The sequence below is a fragment of the Dactylosporangium maewongense genome, from assembly GCF_039531485.1.
GTDB classification, from domain to species: Bacteria; Actinomycetota; Actinomycetes; order Mycobacteriales; family Micromonosporaceae; genus Dactylosporangium; species Dactylosporangium maewongense.
Genome location: NZ_BAAAQD010000043.1, coordinates 1 through 19,747, shown reverse-complemented (window position 1 = coordinate 19,747; position 19,747 = coordinate 1). Strand labels below are relative to the sequence as shown.

The following is a 19,747-nucleotide window of genomic DNA, read 5'->3' as shown; positions in this document are numbered from 1 at the left end:
CATGACGACGACGGTTGACCCCCTCGCGACGACGAGTGCCATTCGCGACGCCTATCAGCGTTACCTGCACACCCTGCTCGAACCTCGGGACCCTCAGCTGGCCGCCGCGCTCAACCAGGCGATCCAACGCGAGATCACCGAAGGTGTCGTCAAGGGTCCGCTGCTGGAGGCATCGCCGCCGTACGCGACCGGCGCCACCCTCCGTGAGCTCGTCGACGAGGGCGTCCTGCACCAGAGGTTCACCGATCTGGGCTCCGGCGTTCCGCTGGACCGCCCGCTGTACCGGCATCAGGAGTCGGCGATCCGCAAGGTCGAGGCCGCCCGCAACCTGGTCGTGGCCACCGGTACCGGCTCCGGAAAGACCGAGAGCTTCCTGCTGCCGATCCTCAACGCGTTGATCACCGAGCGGGCCGAGGGCAAGCTCCAGCCGGGGGTCCGTGCCCTGCTGCTGTATCCGATGAACGCGCTCGCCAACGACCAGATGAAGCGCCTGCGCAGCCTGCTGCACAAGATGCCGGACATCACCTTCGGCCGGTACACGGGAGACACCAAGGAATCCGACCGGCAGGCGCGGGAATCCTTCGAGCAGCAGAATCCGGACGAGCCGTTGCTGCCGAACGAGCTGCTCAGCCGGGAAGCGATGCGCCGCACACCGCCGCACCTGCTGCTGACCAACTACGCCATGCTGGAATACCTGCTGCTCCGACCGCTGGACATGGACCTGTTCGAAGGAGAGCACGGCGGCAACTGGCGGTTCATCGTGGTCGACGAGGCCCACGTCTACGACGGCGCCCGCGGGGCGGAACTGGCGATGTTGTTGCGGCGGCTCCGCGACCGGGTATCCGGGGACCGTCCGCTGCGGTGCATCGCCACCAGCGCCACCGTCGGCGACAAGCCCGCAGAGGTGGCACGGTTTGCGCAGGCCCTGTTCGACGCGCCGTTCACCTGGGACCCTGCCGACCCATCGCAACAGGACGTCGTCACCTCGACGCGGGTCCAACGACCGGTCGGGACTGAGTGGGGACCGCTGACCGACGCGGACTACCGGACGCTTCTGGCCGCGGACGACCCCCAGCAGATCCTGGCCCGGGCACACGCCGCCGGACTGACCGGCACCGACGCCGGCGATGCCCTCGCCCACGAGCAGCGTGTCCGGCGCCTTCGCGCGCTGCTGGCAGTCGGACCGACACCGCTGACCACGGTCGCCGCCGACCTCTTCGCCGACGCCGCGGACCCAATGGCCGCGACCACGGATCTGGTCGCCCTGGCCAACAAGACGCTGCACCACGACGGAGAACCGGTCCTCTCGGCCCGCTACCACCTGTTCGCCCGAGCCACCGAAGGCGCCTTCACCTGCCTCGGCGAGCACGGGCCACACGTCAGCCTCACCAACCACGAACGCTGCCGCGACTGCGGCGACGCCGCGTTCGAATTCGGCTCCTGCAAGCGCTGTGGAGCCGTCTACCTCTCCGGCGTCATCCAGCGACTCGGCACCGAGGCCATCTTCCGGTCCCGCCGCTCGGGCGACGGCAAGCGCGTCTGGCTCTGCCTGGACGAGTCGGCCGGTGGTGCGGACGAGGACGACGAGACCTTGGACGACCCGAACGTCCTCGATGACCGGGACGGGTCGCTCTGCACCACCTGCGGTGCGTACGTCCACGGTCGCCGCAGCTCCTGCGTCAGAGCCGCATGCGCGGGTGCGCGCATGCGCGCCGTCCGGGTGCTGAACCAGAACGCCGGTGAGCTCACCGGATGCCTGGGATGCGGAGGCCGCGCGGCGGGACTGGTGCGATTGTTCGAAAGCGGCAACGACGCCGCCGTCTCGGTGCTGGCCACCGCGATGTATCAGGCGCTACCGGCGGCCACCGATCCGGTCCAGGCGGGGCTGCCCGGCGAGGGTAGGAAGCTGCTGCTGTTCAGCGACAGCAGGCAGGCCGCGGCGTACTTCGCGCCGTATCTGCAGGACTCGTACGCCAAGCTCCAGCACCGCCGGCTGATCTTCGCCGGCGCGACGGACGCCTTCGCCACCGACACGGACGTGCGGCTGGAAGATGTCGTCTTCCGCGCGGCCAAGGTCGCCGACCGGTTCGGGGTCTTCGAGCGCAAGCAATCCCGGCAGACGAAAGAGCGGCAACTGGCGCTCTGGCTGCAACACGAAATCCTCAGCCTCGACGAACGCAACTCCCTTGAGGGAACCGGGCTGCTGCGGTGGGGCCTGCTCCGGGACGCCCACTGGCCGGCGCCCAAGCCGCTCCTGCAGCTCGGACTCGACTCCGACGAAGTGTGGCATCTCATCGAGGAGCTGCTGCGTACCATCCGCATGCAAGGAGCGGTGAGCGCACCGGACGAGGTCGATCCCAGAGATGAGCTGTTCGATCCTCGCCGTGGTCCGATCTATCTCCGCAGCGAGGGGCCGGAGCCGAAGCGCAAGGTGATCAGCTGGACGCCGGCCAAGGGCCGCAACCGTCGGCTGGACTACCTCCAACGTGTGCTGCAGAAGCTGGGATACGCCGGTGATGCGAAAGCCGTCCTGCAAGACATCTGGCAGTTCCTCGTCAAAGGACCCGCGAAGGATTGGCTTCTCAAAAGCTCGGAACCTCGGCTTGGCACCGTCTACCAACTGGACCACACCGAGATCACGTGTATCCCCACGGCGGAGGGCGGGTCACTCTGGCAGTGCTCGCTGTGCAGAAGGACGGCGCCCGTCAGCGTGCTGGGCGTCTGCCCGACGATGAACTGCACGGGTGAACTCCATCCATGGCTGCTCCCTCGGGTCGTGGACGACATCGACCACTATCGGGCGCTGTACCGCGCGATGACCGCGGTGCCGTTGTCGGTGCTGGAGCACACGGCGCAGTGGACCAGCGAGAAGGCCGCCGAGATCCAGCAGCAGTTCATCCGTGGCGAGGTGAACGCGCTGTCCTGCTCGACCACCTTCGAGCTCGGCGTCGACGTCGGCGAACTGCAGGCGGTCGTGCTGCGCAACATGCCCCCGACCACCGCGAACTACGTCCAACGCGCGGGCCGGGCGGGACGCCGGGCCGACTCCGCCGCGCTCGTGCTGACCTACGCCCAGCGCCGCTCCCACGACCTCGTCCGTTTCCGGCATCCGGAGCGGATGGTCGCCGGCGAGGTCCGCCCACCGCGGCTCCCGCTGAACAACGAACGCATCGACCGTCGCCACGCCCACTCGGTCGCCCTCGCGGCGTTCTTCCGGCACTGCTTCCAACTGGACGGCACGGTGTGGCGTACCGCCGGCGACTTCTTCCTCCCAGGCCCGGACGGCGTGACCCCGTCGACGTTGGTCGGCACGTTCCTCGCTCCGGTGCCACAGAGCATCACCGCATCACTGCGCAAGATCCTGCCCGCAGAGGTCCAAAACGAGATCGGCATCGACACCGGCGACTGGGTCCATGCCCTGACCGACCTGCTGGAATCCACCCGGCGCGAGGTCGAGCAGGACGTGGAGATCTACGAACTCAAACGTCAGGAGGCCTTCGCCGCCAATGACGACAAGCGGGTCAGCCGCTACGGACGCGTGCTCAACACGGTCAAACGACGAGACCTGCTCGGCCTGCTCGCCAACCGCAACGTGCTGCCGAAGTACGGCTTCCCCGTCGACAGCGTCGAGCTCAAACTCACCTTCGCCGACTCGCAGGTGGCCACCCAACTGGAGCTGTCCCGCGATCTCGGCGTGGCCATCTACGAGTACGCACCCGGCGCCGAGGTCGTCGCCGGCGGCTACGTGTGGCGCTCCGCCGGCGTCTACCGGCTGCCCGACCGGGAACTGGAGCAGCGCCACTACGCCGCCTGCGCCACCTGCGGCCACTACCGGGAGGCGATCGACCCCCTCGACCAGGTGTGCCCCTCCTGCGACGCCCCCTTGCAGGGCGCCCGCCACCGCTACGCCGTGCCCATCTACGGATTCGTCGCGGCCAGCAGCGGCCAGCGCCGCCCCGGCGCCCGCCCGCCGCAACGGGCCTGGCACGGCAGCACCTACGTCGTCTCCCCGGGCGCCGAGGTCGACGAGCGGGTACACCCGGTCATCGGCGGCAAGATCACGGCCAGGGCCGGCGCCCGCGGCGAACTGGTCGCCATCAGCGACGGCGTCGCCGGCCGCGGCTTCCGGATCTGCTCCCGCTGCGGGTTCGGCGAGTCTGTCGCCACCGGTCGGTCCAATCAACACGACAGCCCGATCACCAAACAGCCCTGTCGCGGGACCTTCGAAACCCTCTCGCTGGGCCACAAGTACCAGACGGACGTCCTCGAACTCGTCATCCAGAGCCCGGTCACCGTCGGTGCCGATGAAGCGGTCTGGTGGTCGATGCTCTACGCACTGGTCGAAGGCGCGGCGGAAGAGCTCGAAATCTCCCGCGACGACATCGACGGCACCCTGTTTCCCACCGGCTTCGGACAGACCGCGCTCATGCTCTTCGACACCGTCCCCGGCGGCGCCGGTCACGTGCGTCAGATCGCCAAGAACCTCCCACAGGTGCTGCAACGAGGGCTGCGCCGCGTCGCGAACTGCGAATGCGGCGAGGAGACCAGCTGCTACCGCTGCCTGCGGGTCTTCCGCAACGAACGCCACCACGACCAGCTCCGCCGCGGCTCGGCGGCCGACGTCCTCGGACGACTCATCGGCCGCCCGGCAACCAGCTCTGCCGGCGTGCCCCGCATCAGCCTGACAAATCTCGACCCCATCCGGACCCTTAGCCGCCGGTTCCTCCTCGAGGAGATGCTGGACGAGGTCTTCGAGCCGGTCTCGACGGGCCAGATCGACCTGTACGAGGGCCGCATCGTCCTTGTCCGGTGCGCGGGCAAGGCACTGGTTGGACGGCTATGGCTGCGCCGGGACGACGCGGGCATCACCGAGGTCGGCGTACAGCCTCTTACCGGTGACGCACTCCATGCGCCGCCCGCTGACGTCGAACTCTTCGGCGTCGCCGTGTAGGAACGGCTGCAGGTCACTTCGGAATCGGGACGATGCGGGCTGGGATGCCGTACTCCTTGCAGAGGCTCCGTTGCATTGAGCGTTGGCAAGATCGAGGCAAGCTTGAGCGGTGAAGTCATCGATCTGTCCTGGCCTGTGGCTGCCTGCGACGTCGGCGTTCGCCGGGTTCCGGTTCCCGCCGGAGGTGATCGTGGTCGCGGTACGCTGGTATCTGCGGTTCAACCTCTCTTACCGCGACGTCGAGGAGTTGCTGGTCGAGCGCGGCGTGGAGGTCGACCACGTCTCGGTCTACCGGTGGGTGCAGCGGTTCACGCCGCTGTTCGCCGATGCGGCCCGGTTCTGCCGCCATTCACCAGGCGATATGTGGCACGTCGACGAGACCTACGTCAGGGTCAACGGGGTCTGGCGGTACGTGTACCGGGCGGTCGACCAGTACGGGCAGGTCATCGACGTGCTGGTCTCGGCCCGCCGGGACGCCGACGCGACCCGGCGGTTCTTCCGACGGGCGCTGTCGGTATTGAAGGTGACCCCCAGCGAGGTGGTCACCGACGCCGCCGCGGTCTACCCCGCCGTGCTGGATGAGCTGATTCCGTCCGCATGGCACCACGTCGAGCGGTACGCCAATAATCCGATCGAGGCTGATCACAGTCGGCTGAAGCAACGGCTGAGACCGATGCGCGGCCTACGAACGGATAAGACAGCGCAGGTGATCATCGCCGGACACACCTTCATGCAGAACCTGCGCCGCAGCCACTACGAACTCGCCGTCGATGCCTCGCCGGTTACGCGAGTCGCCGCAGCGTTCGCCGAACTCGCCCACGCGATCTGACCACGGACCCGACACGGGTTCAACGCGTCCGCCGATCCCACAACGCAACGGCGCCGACCGGCTGGGTACGGCCGGTGACACCGCGCCGTCACGCATGCAGGGGAGATCGACTGTGTCGCCGGTGACGGCATAGTGTGCTCCCATGCCGATCTTCACCGACGACCGGCGTGAGCGGCAACGCACCGCGCTCCGTACTCGCCCTCAACGATCGAGGTCTTCACCACCTCGGCCTCGACGACGCCAGAACCTGCGGGCCTTGGCTCCGTTGTTCGACCAGCCGCCCGGCGCTGGCGGTCTTCAGGTGCGAGGGCACCGTCGGTGGATTCGACCCCGAGTTTCCCACATGAATGGCAGTCGCGTTCGCAGAGGATTGAGATGTCAGCTATGAAGTTCGTTCCAATCAAGGTTGAGGTGGATGAGATCTCGCTGTCGTTGCTGGGATGGGAGGCGGTGAACCTTCAGGCCCGTCTCATGACTGAACATCTCGGGCCGCACTCTTACCTCAACATGGTGACTGCAGCAGGAGAACTGCGGTTCCACCCGGATGACTGGCGGGATCGCTACAACGCCACCAACTTGTCGATGAGCGAGTACCTCCCGCCTCTCGTCTGGCAACTGCGCTCTGCGGCGCACGGGCCGCTCATGAGCTACCAGACGTTGGGGCTGGGACGGAAGGCAAAGGAACTGCGCGCCCCAAAGATGATCTCCGAGAGCACGGACAAATGGGAGTCAACTGTCCGTCCCAACCCTGACGACCAGTCCATCTGGGTCACCGCAATGGACTGGGACGAGATCGACGGGTGGCACTCCCGACCGTCCTCACGGTGGGCGGACCTGCCGGTCGAGGTTCTCGATCAGACCACGAAACGCGGTATTCGCACCGAGACTCGGGAACTGACCGCGCGGATTCGGGCCAACGTGGACCTCGAGGTATCTCTTCGTGCCCAGTTCGCCTTAGGCAGCGCCGATGAACTCTTGGCGGCCGCCATCGATTCCGATGACTACTTTGGGGACCTGTCCGCTCCGATCGCAGAGCAGGAGGACTTCGTCGTGCAGGCTCCGGACGTCACTGTGTGCACCTATGACGAGGTGGGCTTCCTGCTGGAGAACCGCACGTTGTCCAACTACCGGTGGGTAACGGTGCACAAAGGCGGCAGTGTGCCGAGACGGGGGCCATCCCTGGTGGCCGTCGTGACGGCGAAACTGGATGACCTCGCTGGTGCCCCGGCGCGCGTGGTGGTCCGAGTGACGGATCCCGTGGCATGAGCACGCTGGTCGACGCGGTGCAGCAACTGCGGACGCAGCTGCTGCGTGAGCATGAGCAGGCGCCGGGACTGTTCGGAGAGATTGCCAGGATCGAAGCGTTGCTGGCAGAGACGTATCGCAACCGCGTCCTGTATGAGTTCCTGCAGAACTCCGACGACGCCGGCGCGACCGTCGTCACGGTGGACCTCAGACTGCCGGGCACCGTGCATTGGCGCAACAATGGCCGTCCTTTCGATGCTGCTGACGTGGAGGCGCTGTGCCGCAGCGCCAGCTCCACGAAACATCGAGATGGCGGAAGCATCGGATACCGCGGCATTGGATTCAAGGCCGTGGCTGCGGTGGCCGCCGAGGTTACCGTGGCGTCCAACGGGGTGGCGCTGACCTTCGACCGGGCCGCGGCAGCCGGCGTGCTGGGCGTCTCCGATGCTGCCCAGGTCCCATTGCTGCGAATACCGGCGAACGTGAAGCCATCGACAATTATTGATGGAGCTGCGTTCACCCTCGGGCTCAGTAACGCGGGGGAGGCGACCCAGTTGGCGTTGGACCCGATTGCGCTGCCCTTTCTGCGGCATCTGCGACAGGTTACGGTCCTTCGGCCATCGGGCGAGCAGCGACTGGTATGCCGGGTGGAAGGCGACATGGTTCGGCTGGTCCTGGATGGCGTCGAGGCGACGTTCCACCGACTCGCCGAGGGCGACACCGTTGTGCTGGTGCCGGCCGACGTTCACGCCGAACGTCTCACTGGAGTCCGTGGTCGGCTGGCATGTTTCCTACCGTTGGAAGATGAGTTGGCCATCCCCATCGTAGCCTCGGGCGACATCCTTACAGATCCTTCTCGGACGCACGCGGTCGTGTCGGACACGGCTACCCAGGCTGTGCTGCGTCAGATGGGCCGTCTGGTCGCAACTGCCCTGAGGGACGGTCCCAGCGCGGTCCGGGACCGTCTCTGGGAACTGCTGATGCAAGGGGAGGACCTTCGGACGGTCGCAATCGGTGGCGATGGCTCGGCAGCGGCTGCCATGCTGACCGCTATCAGCGAGGAACTGGCGAGGAGACCGCTGCCCTTCGCCTTCAGTGAAGTGCCTTTGGCGCCAGGCGACCTTCCCGCGGTATTCCCCCACGGCGCACCTCCGGCGATCTACGCAGAGCAGTACGCATCGCAGGCGCGCGCGCTGCGCACTGTACTCGGTGCGCAGACGCTCCGGATCGAGGACCTGCTGGAGCGCGTCGACAACGACCAATTGACGGAGGGCACGCGACGCAACCTTGCCGCACGTGTGGTGGACATTGCACGTGCACAGGGGAGAGCACTGACGCCGCGGGAACAGGGCCTGGTGGGCAAGAATGAGAACGAAACGACGCTTTCCGCCGTCGCCGAAAAGGGATCGGCTGTGCCCCAGTGGGGAAACCAGGCCATCTCATTCTCCGGTGCCATCCAACGGTGGCGGGCTGCTGAGATCGCCGTCTTGGAGTTTCTGAACGCCCTAGGATGGCACCTCAAGGACGTGAGTCGCCAGAACCTGGGCTACGACCTCGACGGCACGATGCCTGACGGGACCCTCGTCCACCTTGAGGTCAAGAAGGTCGACGGCCGGGACAGCCGCTTCGCGCTTACCAACAATGAGATGGCCGTCATGATCAGCGGCTCCGCTCGATACCTGCTCGCCATCGTGATCGGGGACGAATCCGCTTCCCAACTGGCTCTGCTGGACCCGCTCAAGGACAACATGCCGCGGGAGCGGGTCTGCCGTCGCTGGGACTGGGAGTACACCGACTGGAGCCGATTCGCCCAGATTCTCGCGTAGCCGTGCGTCGCATCCGCGCGAACGACGACCTCTTCGCCCTTGCGGCCAGATGGTCAGTGGCCGCGAGGGCCGTGGTGGCGGCACGACCGTTGGCACTGCACCTCGATCGTGGTTTGCGCAGTTCAGCGGCCAGACGACTCTGCGTCTGTCGCGGCGGGGGTGCAACGCCGGTCCCCGTGTGGGTGACGGCGTGCCGGGCGTCAAGGAGGCGTTCGAGGAGGTGTACGACGCCGCTGGCGGCGCGTCCTTTCTCGGCCTGCCCAGTGCGGACGCGTACGAGTTCGGACCCGGCGTCGTGCAGCACCTGCGCGGTGCCTGCTGCGGCCATCCCGCGGTGATCTGTGCGGTTTCGGGTTGGTCTGCGGTGGTCATCACCGCGGACTTGTGGAACGGGATCGCGCAGGTCGGTGCCGGGCGGCGGGGTGCACGGCGCCGGCTTCCCGGTCCATACGGCCGGAGGCGATCAGTGCTACGTCGGCCCTGCAGTCGATCAGGTGCCGACCGGGCGGATCCTGGCGCGGAGGCTGCGAGTGCCGAGAACCTCATCCGTGCAGCTCAGCGTGTGTATGGCGGGTTGATGGGGGTGCTCAGTGACGGCAGGAGCTGAACACGTTCAATGCGTTTTCGACACAAACGTGAACGCGTTCGACTCCAGCTGCGCAGCGGCGCTCGTTCGAGCTGCCCATAACTACCGGCGCACCCACCGGTGAGCAGGGTGACGATCACGGCGACCACGCTAAGGGTTCTCAAGCCGATGAGACGATACGGCAGCAGTCAGGTTCCGCGGCGGTGAGCAGGACCCGCTGCGGCTCCTCGGTGACCTGTACCTTGTCCACGCGGTCACACGACGCGAACTGGATCATCACCAGGAGGTCGTGGCTGTCGGCGCCGGCCCGGGCACTGCTGATCGGGACCCGGCCACCACCGGTGTCCGTCACGACCTGCCAGGCCACGACAGCACCGACGATCACCGCGACAACCCCGACGGCGAACCAGATTACGGACCGGCGACTCATGTCAGCAGCCCGCCATTACTGCGTTTGCAGCGCGCCGGGAAGGCCGTAGTACGCATCCCAGATGTCGGTGAACACGTTCCTGCACGGGTCCTCCAACTCGCCGGAGTAGTTGCCATCCACGCCGACAACGGCTCGTCGATGGCGTCCAAGCCGGTGGCGTTCCTGCTCGCCGATCTGGGCGTGACGAAGTCGCATTCCCGGCCGCATACGAGCAATGACAACCCGTTCAGCGAGTCGCAGTTCCGGACCTTGAAGTACCGCCCCGAATTCCCGGCGACGTTCGCGAACCTGCTCGACGCGAGGGCGTTCTGCCAACGGTTCTTCGGCTGGTACAACACCGAGCATCGGCCAGTGTCGCCTGGCACACCCCGCACAACGTCCATTATGGACACGCCGGGGAGGTTCATGCGGTCCGCGCGGAGGTGTTGGACGCCGCCTACGTCCGCAACCCTCGAACGGTTCGTCCGCAAGCACCCCGAACCAGCCGTCTTGCCCACCGCCGCATGGATCAACAAGCCCGCCGAGTAAGACGACGCAGACAGGCCGGCCAACTCAACGAAAACCTACCAACCCGCCTCAAAAATCTTGACACGCGCCGTAGAAGCCCTGTCGGGTGGCCCCTCTTGGCCCTCCCGAAGTGTTTGGCTGACCGGTGACGCGGCCGGTACCATGAGCCCCAAGGGTCGAGAAACAGCATAAGGAGAACCAATGGCCGGCAGCCGGACCTGTTCATGGTGTGGGACTGAAGGCCATGACAAGAGGTCGTGCCCCGTCCAGGGAAACGCAGGGACGTGCAGCGTCTGCGGCTTCCACGGGCACGACAAGCGGAACTGCCCCCGCAAGTAGGCTACGACCGGCCAATGTGACCAGCCGGTTCAACCGGCTCGCTGTGGAGGCGGGGGTCCGTGCGATCGGCCCGCACCAGGCCCGGCACCTGTTCGCCTCCAGCCTGCTCGATTCCGGGTACGGCATCCCTGAGGTGGCGGAGCGGCTCGGTCACGATCCTGGAACGTTGATGCGCTACTACGCCCTGGTCAACGCGGCGCGCCGCCGGCAAACCGCCGACCATATCGTCGAGCTGGTCGCACCCGAGGAAGCCGGCCAGTTCCTCGACCCGGCGGGCGACCTCCTGACGGCCGGCACCGACACGCTCGATGCCGAACACCTGTCGTCGTCAGGACAATACGGTCGGCATCGCGGGTGGCCGGGTTGAGAGCCGGTGTGGACGCGGCATCACGAACGGCACTTGATTGGAGTGCGCTAACAACGCGCTCACAGCGGAGATCAACTCCAGGCGGACACGGAAGCATGACGCAACATAGGCCAACACTCAGCCGTGTTAATATGGGCAGGTCACTTGGATGTGAGAACACCGGCCGACACGAGCCGACACTCCACAGTGGAACCGTTCCGATGCTGGGGGTCAAGGGGTCGTGGGTTCGAATCCCGCCGTCCCGACTTTACTAAAGGCCAGCTCAGCTGGCCTTTTCTGTTGACCGTGACGAATCTTCTGATCGTGTCATGACACGCGCTTTGCCCGTACGACCGTACGGTTTGCGACGTCGACGGCCGCCCGGCGTGCTCGCTGAACTCCTCGCTGTTGCGTTGAGCGGAGTCAAGGGGTCTGTGAGGGCCTGTCGGTGCTTGCCGTGAGAGTGTGGTTGAGCAGGCGTTTTGTAAGTCGTCGGCGATCGTGGCGTCACGTGATCGACACCTTGACTCAGGATTGCACCCCGTCCAATTCAAGTGTCCACTGTGGATGACCGTGACACATCTCTGACACGAACGCCCGTACGGTGATCTTCCCGAGGGTATGCTCCGCTCGGCGGCGGGCGGGCGTTGGGCATTCGGTGTGGCAGTTGCCCCGCCGGGCCGAGGTCGATGCTGTGTGAGCCGCAGGCGGCACTGTGCGTCCCCGATCCAAGCGGAGGTCCTCGCCTTGGAGGATGACAGCTCATCCAGCAAGTTCTCGACATCTGCCAGGTCATCGACGTGCTCGTCTCCGCCCGCCGCGCCGCCGAGGCAGCACGACGGTTCTTCCGGCGGGCGCTGGCCACCCTGAAGGTGCGACCCACCGAGATGGTCACTGACGCAGCGTCGGTGTACCCGGCGGTCCTCGATGAGCTGGTTCCGTGGGCGTGGCACCATGTCGAACGGCATGCCGACAACCGGGTCGAGGCCGATCATAGTCAGCTGAAACAGTGGCTCAGACCGATGCGCGGGCTGCGGACCGACCGGACCGCACAGACAATCATCGCCGGACACACCTCTTCATGCAGAACCTAATGGCCGCGGCCATTTACGAACTCGGACTCGACGCTCCGCGCGGGCTCCGCGTCGGTGCAGCGTTCACCGAGCTCGCCGCCGCCATCTGAAGACTGGCCGCGCTCACGCATACGCGCCCTCCAGTCGGCGAACGCAACAGCGGCCGTTCGGCTCGGTTCAGCGCCGTTCGGGGAGCCGTTGCGCTCCCGCTCTGCTCCCTCAGCGAGACGTGGTTAGCCGCCGAACGCCTTGGCATGGCTCGGCGCGGTGAAGTTCACCGCGGGCACGCCGGCGAGGGCGCCCTTGAGCGTGTATGCGACCGCGTTGTTGATGACCGGGTGCGACATCGTCTTGTTGGTCTGCGGGTTGTCGGGATCGGTGACGATGCCGGCGACCGCGAGCTGTTTGGCCATCACGACGAACGTCGCGCTCTTCTCGCTGTCGGTGGTACCGGTCTTGCCAGCGACGGGCCGGTCGACCTGGCCGTGGACGCCGGCGGCCGTACCACCGTCGGGGCAGGCGTTGAACGCGGACTGGTCGCCGACCGGGCAGCGGGCCATGTCCACGGCGGCGCGGGCCACGTCCGGGTCGACGACCTGCCTGCACTGCGGGCTCCCGGCGTCGATCTTGTTGCCGTTGAAGTCCCGGATCTCGACGATCGGGGTCGGGGCGCAGAACTTGCCGTCAGCGGCCAGGGTGGCATAGGCGTTGGCGAGGTCCAGTGGGGTCGTGTCCGACACGCCCAGCGTGAAGGCGCCCCACTGGTGGGCGTCAGCCGCCAGCTTGGCGTCGTTCGAGGACCGGAACTGGATGCCCAGCCGCTGCGCCACGTCGACCACCTTCTCGGCGCCGACCTTCTGCTGCAGCGGCACGAAGTACGTGTTCAGCGACATGCCGAAGCTCTGCCACATGTTGAAGTCGCCGGCCTGGTCACCCGAGTTCTTCGGGCAGTAGTGCGCCCCGTTGCAGGCGGTGGGGCTGCTGGGGTCGACCGGATAGTCGGACACGAACTGTTTCTGGACGTTTTCGGTATGCGACAGCGGCAGACCTGCCTCCAGCGCGGCGACCGCGGAGAACATCTTGAACGACGATCCGGCCTGGTAGCCGAGGATCTCCGGGCCGCCGGTGATGAGCGGGACCGTCGTGTTGGGATAGTTGCCCTTCTGTCCCTTCTTCGCCGGGTTGGTACTGGCCCCGTTGTGGGTCTGGTCGTTGCTGAAGTTGCGGTTCGTCGCGAGGGCCTGCACCCGCCCGGTACCCGGCTCGATCGCGGCGAGCATGGCCGCATCGGAGTCGCCGAGCTTGACGGAGTTGCCGGCGCCCGGCTGGTTCTGGGCGTACTTGAACGTGGCAGCCTGGGCCTGCACGCTCATCGAGCTGACGATGGTGTAGCCGCCGGAGCGAAGTTTGTTCTGCCGCTCGTACGCGTCGGCGCCGAACGCCGGCTGCTCGAGCCACCACCGGCGCAGGTAGTCGCACATGAAGCCGGCGCCGAGGTCGGCGCGCTGGACGGCCTCGCAGCCCTCGGGGGTCCGCCTGCCGACGATCGTGAGCTCGGCGGCCGCCGCCTCGTCGGCCTGCTGCCCGGTGATGTAGCCCATCGTCACCATCTGGTCGAGCACGTACTTCTGCCGGTCCAGCGCGCGTGGCAGGCCCTCGGCCGTGGCCGGGTCGTTGGTCGTCGGGGCTTTCACCAGGCCGGCGATCAGCGCGGCCTCCGGCAGCGTGAGGTCCTTCGGGTCCTTGTTGAAGTAGACGTGCGACGCGGCGAAGATGCCGTACGCGCCGTGGCCGTAGGACGAGATGTTCAGGTACCGCTCCAGGATCTGCGCTTTGGAGAGTTTCTTCTCCAGCGCGACCGCGAGCTTCATCTCGCGCACCTTGCGGGCCGGCGTCTTGTCGGTGGCCTCCACGACCTCCTGCGGCGTGCGCGCAGTGTAGGCGGAGACCTGCCGCACGTATTGCATCGTCAGCGTCGAGGCGCCCTGCTGATCGCCGCCGTTCTGGTTGTTCACGAACGCGCGGGCCACACCCTTCGCGTCCACCCCGTGGTGCTGGTAGAACCGGGTGTCCTCGGCGGCCACGATCGCCTGCGCCATGACCGGCGCGACGTCGGTGATCGGCACGTCCCGCCGGTTCTCGTCGTACATCATCGCCAGCAGCGTCTTGCCGTCGCTGGCGTAGACGTACGAGATCTGCGGCGCCGGCAGCACGTCGAACGTGGTCGGCAGACTCTCGAAGTGGTCGGCGCCGGACTTGGCGGCCAGGCCCGACACGGCCAGCGCCGGGAACGTCGCAGCGGCCACCACCACGCCGGCGAGCAGTCCACACAGCAGCAGCGACGAAACGGCGGACAGCACACTACGGCCACGCAAACGCATACAGATACCCCAGGGTTTCGCCGGCTATGCAGTCCCAATCGCTTCAAGCCCTACCCAACCTGATGCTTTGCGACACGTGACACTTTGCACATGGATCGGCAATAACTGTCCATTGTGGACCGTATCGGTCGCCGCAGGCGTGTCAGCGGGGCTGGGGACCGCGCAGCCGTCGGGTCCACAGCCAGCCGCCGGCCAGAGCAGCACCACGACGACCGTGCCGAGCACCAGCCGCAGGACCGATCCGGAACGCCGATCGCTCGAGTCGGCTCGGCCGCCGGAGCGGGGGAGGCGGCAGCCGGGGTCGGGCTGGCGGTCCGGGGGAACTCGGGCTCACGGAGGTGCGGCGCTGGTGGGTGCGGGCACCGCGGAGCGCGAGGGTGCGTGCGAACGCGACGGTGCGGGGGAGCCGTACGGTGCGGTCCCCCTCGCAACGTGGAGGCCAGAACTCGAGGGATAGAGGTTCATGGCTGAACGAGACATCGGTTCGAATATGTCCACCGCCAGCAGTTCCGCACCCGCACCGAGGCCCGGCTGAAGATCGCCACCTGGATCCGGAACTTGTGCCAGAGCCCAGTAGTTGGGCGCCGTGCATTGAGCGTTGGCAAGATCGAGGCAGACTTGAGCGATAAAGTCATCGATCAGGCCTGATCGGTGGCGGCCTGCGAAGTCGGCGTTCGCCGGGTTCCGGTTCCCGGCGGAGGTCATCGTCGTCGCGGTGCGCTGAACGCTCGAGGTGCTGCGGAAGGTCGTCGCCGGTCGATTCGGCAATCAGGCGGAGGCGGCGCAGGCGCAGCTCTTCTGGCACCGACCCCTTTACTCGGCCGGCGTATGCCGGAGGCGACCTGGGAGAATGTGCTTGAGCACGTCGCTGGGGCCTCCGACCGACGAACTGGTCGTGCGAGAGCGCATCGACGCGGCGCTGGCCGCAGGCGAACTCCGCGGCCCGGACGGCGTGATCACCCGCTGGCGGTTCCACAGCAGTCACGGCAGCGACGTCACCATCGAGGAGACCGACCCCGCCGAACGACTGATTCACGGCTGGCCCCTCTGCGGGTGTGCGGCGGTTCTGGGGGCATCGTCCCGATCGTTCGGGGCTGGGTCGCCTACCACCGCACGGCGGTGTCCAGCGTGGACCCGTGAACATTTCGATGAGTGCCGGACTCCCGGGGGCGTGTCGTCAGGACGTCGCCGACCCGGTCGCCAACTGCCTGGTCTGCTGTGCCGCCCATTGGGCGGCCGCCGCGGCGACGGGGATCGTCGGGTCCACCAACCATGCGGCCTCGAGGCCGTAGCAGAAAGCGATGATTTCCATTGCCTTGAGCTGCGGGTCGATGTCATCGTGCATCTCGCCGCGCTCTTGTGCGGACCGCAGGGTCGCTGTCACGCGGTCGATCGTTGTCCGGTAGCCGTCGACCAGCCGTGGGTGGAGGTCGGTGTCGGGGCTGACGTTTTCGCCGAGGACGACGGTGTTCATGCCGAGCAGGCTGGCCACCTTGCCGTCGTGCTGGCTGGGCCAGCTGGCCATGTGCTTGGCGATGATGTCGACGATCTTGATGCCGGGGTCGGGTCCGTCGCCCCACAGCCACTGCTCGGAGAAGGCCAGGTGGCGATCCATGACGGCGTTGAGCAGGGCCTCCTTGCTGCGGAAGTGATAGAGCAGCCCGGTCTGTGACACGCCGGCCTCGGCCGCGATGTCGGCGAGGCTGGTGCCGCGCGCTCCGTTGCGGGCGATGAATCGTACGGCGACGTCGACGATGCGGTCCCGTGTCTCGAGGCCCTTCGCTGAGGTCTTGGGCTTCTGGGCAGGGGACACGGTTGATCTCCTCGCGATGGTCGGGACGGTCATCGCCAAGCATAGACAACCGACTGAGTATTCGGTAACTTCTGCGAAACAGACTGAGTGCTCAGTCTTAACTGTGGCGAGAGGCGCGATCGCATGAGTGCAGCTTTCCGGCGGGGAACCCCGGTCGTCCGTGAGGAGGACACTGCGCTGCGGCCGCACGAGCAGGTTCAGGCCTTCCTGGACAGCTCCGGATCATCACCCGACCCGTGGGCCGCCGACATCGCGGCCGTGCGGGCGGACGCACGTGCGAAGGTCCTGGCCGTGACCGGCGAGCCGGCGCCGGTGGCCTCTGTCGAGTCGGTCGACGCGAACGGCGTACCGGCTCGGCTCTATCTGCCCACGGGTGCGGAACGGGAGGTGCTGGTCTGGGCGCACGGCGGCGGCTGGATGCACGGAGACCTCGACACCGCCGAGGGTGTCGCCCGGGCACTCTCGAACCGGGCCGGGTGCGGGGTCCTGTCCATCGACTACCGGCTCGCGCCCGAGTACCCGTTTCCAGCCGGCTTCGACGACACGTGGACGGCCGTCACCTGGGCACGCCACAACTTCGGCAGCGTGGCTGTCGGTGGGGACAGCTCGGGCGGAAACCTCGCCGCGGCTGCCGCGCTCAAAGCGCGTGATGAAGGCGTTCGGTTGGCCGCCCAACTCCTCGTCTACCCGGTACTCGACAGCGTCGAGAACACCGACTACAAGGTCGCGTTCCGGCGGCGGTACGAGACCTTCGCGGGCCAGTCGGGTTTCGGCTCCAACAGCTACCGTCGGCTCCAGCACATCTGGGCGACGTACGTCCCCGACCCAGCACACCGCAAGGCGTCGTATGTATCCCCGCTGCACGCTGAATCTGTGCGCGGTGTCGCGCCTGCGACGATCATCACGGCCGAACACGATTTCCTCCGCCGCGAGGCCGAGGACTATGCCCGGCGTCTGGAGGCGGCCGACGTGCCGGTCGAGCTGACCGAGTACGCGGGGCAGATCCATGGCTTCTTCGAGATGTTCGCCGTGATGACCGACGCGCATCACGCCGTTGGCAAGGCTGGCGACGCCGTACGCCGCGCGTTCCAGTCAACCCACACCATCGAGCCTTAAGGACTTCTCGTGCGATCGCTGACCCATTACTGCGGAACCCTCCGGGCCGCCGGCGTCGCCGCGGCGGCTGCCCTGCTGCTCGCCGCCTGCGCACCCGGCGGCAACTCCGAAGCCGGCCCGGCGCCGTCCAAGCCGGTCTCCACCGGTATCGGCAGCGAACCGGTCACCCTGAAGCTGCTCGTCACCAGCGGCGTCGACGTCCCGTTCTACACCGCTCTCGGCAAGCTGTTCCACGCCAAGCACAGCAACGTGACCGTCAAGGTGGAGAGCCAGGACTACGCCGCCTTGACCACGACCATCGCGCGCACTCTCGCCGGGAACAACGTGCCCGACCTCGTCCGCGTGCCGCAGCTCGGCAACCTGACCAAGGACCACCTGCTGATCAGCCTCGACCCGTATGCGCAGGCGTACGGGTGGAACGAGTGGCCGCAGTCGCAGTTCGCCTCCACCCGTGTCGCGGCGGACGGCAGACAGCGGGGGACAGGCTCGTTGTACGCTGCGGGCGCTGGTTTTGGCCTGACCGGGGTGTATTACAACAAGGCGCTTGCGCAGCGGATCGGTATGGCGCGGCCACCGGCGACTGTCGCCGAGTTCGAGCAGTTGCTCGCCAAGGCGAAGGACGCCAGGCTGCAGCCGATCATGATCAACGGCAAGGACGGCGGCAGCGTCTATCCGCTGCAGAACCTGGTGATGTCCTACGCCGGTGACGCGCGAGCCGTCCAGGACTGGAACTACGCCAAACCCGGCGCGAGTATCGACACCGCGGCGACGGTCAAGGCCGCCACGACATTGCAACGCTGGGGACAGGCGGGATACCTGCCGGCCGACGTGAACGACATCGACCAGACCCGGGCCCCGGCCGAGTTCATCAAGGGCAACGGCGTGTTCTTCCCGAGCGGCAACTGGCAGGCTCCGGGACTCGACAAGACCGGACCCGGTCAGTTCGGGTTTTTCCTGTTCCCGCCCGGCGTTGCCGGTGGGCCGTCGTACGCGATGACCGCCGTCGCCAACCTGGGGATCCCGGCGAAGTCACCCAACGCAGACGTGGCGGCCGCGTTCCTGGACTTCGTGCAGACGGACCAGCAGGCGCGGCAGGAGACGGTCACCCTCGGCGGGCTGGTGCCGGCCGGCCCGTCGGACGCGCCGGCTCCGACCGCGCCCGAGGGGTCGGCGGTCGCCGCCACCGTCAGCGCGTTCCAGGAGTTGCTGAAGGGCGACGGGCTGGTCGGCTTCATGGCTGATGCGACGGCTTCGATCCACGTCAACAGCCTCATCCCGCAGACGCAGCTGCTGCTGGCCGGCAAGACGACGCCCGAGGCGTTCGCGGCCAAGGTGCAGTCCGACTACGAGCGCGATCTCGGGCGATGATCGCGGCGAGCCGACCCAGGGGTGATGCGGTGCTGTCCGTCTCGACCCCGGAGGCGATGCGGCAGGATTCGGCTATGACCGACCCGTCGAGCGTTCCTGCGGCACCACAACCCGCCGCACGGCGCCCATCCGCACTCCGGCGGCGGAGCTGGAGCGCGCTCCTCTGGGTTGCGCCAGCGTTCGGCATGTACGGCGTTTTCGTGCTGTTCCCGATGCTCCAGTCCGTGCAGTACTCGTTCTACGACTGGGATGGCATCGGGCCGGCGACGCCTGCCGGACTGGACAACTGGAAAGCGATCTTCACCCAGCCGGAGCTACTGCAGTCCGTGGTGCACGCGTTCGTCCTCGTCGTGTTCTACACGGTCCTGCCGGTCGGGCTCGGTCTGGTCGCCGCGTCGCTCATCCGCGAACTGAAGCCCAGCGCGTTCAGCACCACCGCCCGGGTCGTACTGTTCATCCCCCAGGTGCTTCCGCTGGTCGCGGCCGGTATCGCGTGGACGTGGATGTACTCCTCGGACGGCCTGGTCAATCAGGTCTTGCGCGCAGTCGGCCTCGATCAGTACACACGGGCCTGGCTCGGTGACTTCACGTTCGCTCTGCCCGCGGTCGGTGTGATCGGAGTCTGGGTCATGCTCGGCTTCTGCACGGTGCTGCTGCTGGCGGGCATCGGCAAGATCGACCCGGCGCTGTACGAGGCGGCCCGGCTGGACGGGGCCGGGCGGGTCAGTGAGTTCTTCGCCGTGACGCTGCCCGGGTTGCGGCGCGAACTCGTCGTGTGCACGACGTTCACGATCATCGCCGCCCTGGCGAGCTTCGACGTCGTCCAGATCGCGACGCAAGGCGGTCCCGGCTACCAGACGATGGTGCCCGGCGTGCAGATCTACCGGTTGACGTTCCTGCAGCAGCACGTCGGCCAGGCCTCGGCGCTCGCGGTGTT

12 protein-coding genes and 1 pseudogene are annotated in these 19,747 nt (G+C 67.1%); 10 read left to right on the top strand and 3 right to left on the bottom strand.

Annotated features, from left to right (window positions below; translation table 11 throughout):
- Position 1 precedes the first annotated feature (1 nt).
- The 4 genes from ABD332_RS54340 to ABD332_RS54325 all read left to right on the top strand — a co-directional run bounded on the left by ABD332_RS54340 (position 2) and on the right by ABD332_RS54325 (position 8,851).
- Positions 2-4,951, top strand: coding sequence for a DEAD/DEAH box helicase (locus ABD332_RS54340; RefSeq protein WP_344514023.1), 4,950 nt, complete (start codon positions 2-4; stop codon positions 4,949-4,951).
- 139 nt (positions 4,952-5,090) lie between these two features.
- The gene (locus tag ABD332_RS54335) at positions 5,091-5,780 is read left to right on the top strand and encodes an IS6 family transposase (RefSeq protein WP_344514085.1); all 690 of its coding nucleotides are present in this window, start codon (positions 5,091-5,093) and stop codon (positions 5,778-5,780) included.
- A 384-nt stretch (positions 5,781-6,164) separates the two neighbouring features.
- Positions 6,165-7,046, top strand: coding sequence for a hypothetical protein (locus tag ABD332_RS54330; protein WP_344514021.1), 882 nt, complete (start codon positions 6,165-6,167; stop codon positions 7,044-7,046).
- A complete protein-coding gene (locus tag ABD332_RS54325; RefSeq protein WP_344514019.1) occupies positions 7,043-8,851 on the top strand; it encodes a protein NO VEIN domain-containing protein in 1,809 nt (602 codons plus the stop codon). Before ABD332_RS54330 ends, ABD332_RS54325 begins: the two co-directional genes overlap by 4 nt.
- A 746-nt stretch (positions 8,852-9,597) precedes the next feature.
- Here ABD332_RS54325 and ABD332_RS54320 read toward each other — a convergent pair.
- The gene (locus ABD332_RS54320) at positions 9,598-9,867 is read right to left on the bottom strand and encodes a hypothetical protein (RefSeq protein WP_344514091.1); all 270 of its coding nucleotides are present in this window, start codon (positions 9,865-9,867) and stop codon (positions 9,598-9,600) included.
- A 102-nt stretch (positions 9,868-9,969) separates the two neighbouring features.
- Here ABD332_RS54320 and ABD332_RS54315 point away from each other — a divergent pair.
- The 3 genes and pseudogenes from ABD332_RS54315 to ABD332_RS54305 all read left to right on the top strand — a co-directional run.
- Positions 9,970-10,395 (top strand): annotated as a pseudogene (locus ABD332_RS54315) (integrase core domain-containing protein); the annotation flags it as partial.
- 223 nt (positions 10,396-10,618) lie between these two features.
- Complete coding sequence (locus ABD332_RS54310) at positions 10,619-11,080, top strand: tyrosine-type recombinase/integrase (RefSeq protein WP_344514083.1); 462 nt, start codon at positions 10,619-10,621, stop codon at positions 11,078-11,080.
- Positions 11,081-11,859: 779 nt separating this feature from the next.
- Positions 11,860-12,153: a DDE-type integrase/transposase/recombinase gene (locus ABD332_RS54305; RefSeq protein WP_344514017.1), complete on the top strand. Its 294-nt coding sequence runs from the start codon at positions 11,860-11,862 to the stop codon at positions 12,151-12,153.
- Positions 12,154-12,365: 212 nt separating this feature from the next.
- On the opposite strand, the gene ABD332_RS54300 is transcribed toward ABD332_RS54305, so the two are convergent.
- Positions 12,366-14,513 (bottom strand): transglycosylase domain-containing protein, encoded by a 2,148-nt coding sequence (locus ABD332_RS54300; RefSeq protein ID WP_344514015.1) that lies wholly within the window; start codon positions 14,511-14,513, stop codon positions 12,366-12,368.
- Between the two features lie 1,177 nt (positions 14,514-15,690).
- Positions 15,691-16,359 carry a TetR/AcrR family transcriptional regulator gene (locus tag ABD332_RS54295; RefSeq protein WP_344514013.1) on the bottom strand — a complete coding sequence of 223 codons (669 nt, stop codon included), beginning with the start codon at positions 16,357-16,359 and terminating at the stop codon, positions 15,691-15,693.
- A 90-nt stretch (positions 16,360-16,449) separates the two neighbouring features.
- Between ABD332_RS54295 and ABD332_RS54290 the strand changes: the two genes are divergently transcribed.
- The 3 genes from ABD332_RS54290 to ABD332_RS54280 all read left to right on the top strand — a co-directional run.
- Entirely contained in the window at positions 16,450-17,442 is a 993-nt protein-coding gene (locus ABD332_RS54290) for an alpha/beta hydrolase (RefSeq protein WP_344514011.1), read from the top strand.
- A 9-nt stretch (positions 17,443-17,451) separates the two neighbouring features.
- Entirely contained in the window at positions 17,452-18,810 is a 1,359-nt protein-coding gene (locus ABD332_RS54285; RefSeq protein WP_344514009.1) for an ABC transporter substrate-binding protein, read from the top strand.
- Positions 18,811-18,995: 185 nt separating this feature from the next.
- The coding region (locus tag ABD332_RS54280) for a carbohydrate ABC transporter permease (RefSeq protein WP_344514007.1) at positions 18,996-19,747 on the top strand (752 nt) is incomplete at its 3' end.